Here is a 526-nt window from a genome sequence, read left to right as displayed (position 1 = left end):
GCACCGCGTCTGGCGGTGCCTCTTTACTTAAGGAATTTCATCCTGTGCAAACCCTTCAACAAGTTGAAAACTATACGGCGTTAAGTGAACGTGCCAGCGAATATTTATTGGCCGTGATCCGTAGCAAACCGGATGCCGTGATTTGCCTGGCGACCGGAGCCACGCCATTACTGACGTATCATTATCTGGTAGAAAAAATCCACCAGCAGCAGGGTGATGTCAGCCAGCTCACCTTCGTGAAGCTCGACGAATGGGTGGATCTGCCATTAACGATGCCTGGCACCTGCGAAACTTTCCTGCAACAGCATATCGTGCAGCCGCTGGGGCTACGTGAAGACCAACTCATCAGCTTTCGCTCCGAAGAGATAAATGAGACAGAGTGCGAACGGGTAACGAACCTGATTGCGCGCAAAGGCGGTCTGGATTTATGCGTTCTCGGATTGGGGAAAAACGGTCATCTTGGGCTGAACGAACCGGGAGAAAACCTGCAACCGGCCTGCCATATCAGTCAACTTGATGCCAGAAC

General features: G+C 51.9%; 1 protein-coding gene. It reads left to right on the top strand.

Translation table 11 applies throughout. The annotated features are described in order from the left end of the window. Positions 1-526, top strand: a 526-nt coding sequence (locus tag AC5O77_RS22610) for a galactosamine-6-phosphate isomerase (protein ID WP_494507277.1), incomplete at both ends; no start/stop codon positions are given.

Source organism: Stenotrophomonas sp. INTA L402-1, assembly GCF_059295135.1.
The sequence above is the reverse complement of the archived record's forward strand: the minus strand, read 5'-3'. Positions and strand labels throughout refer to the sequence as shown.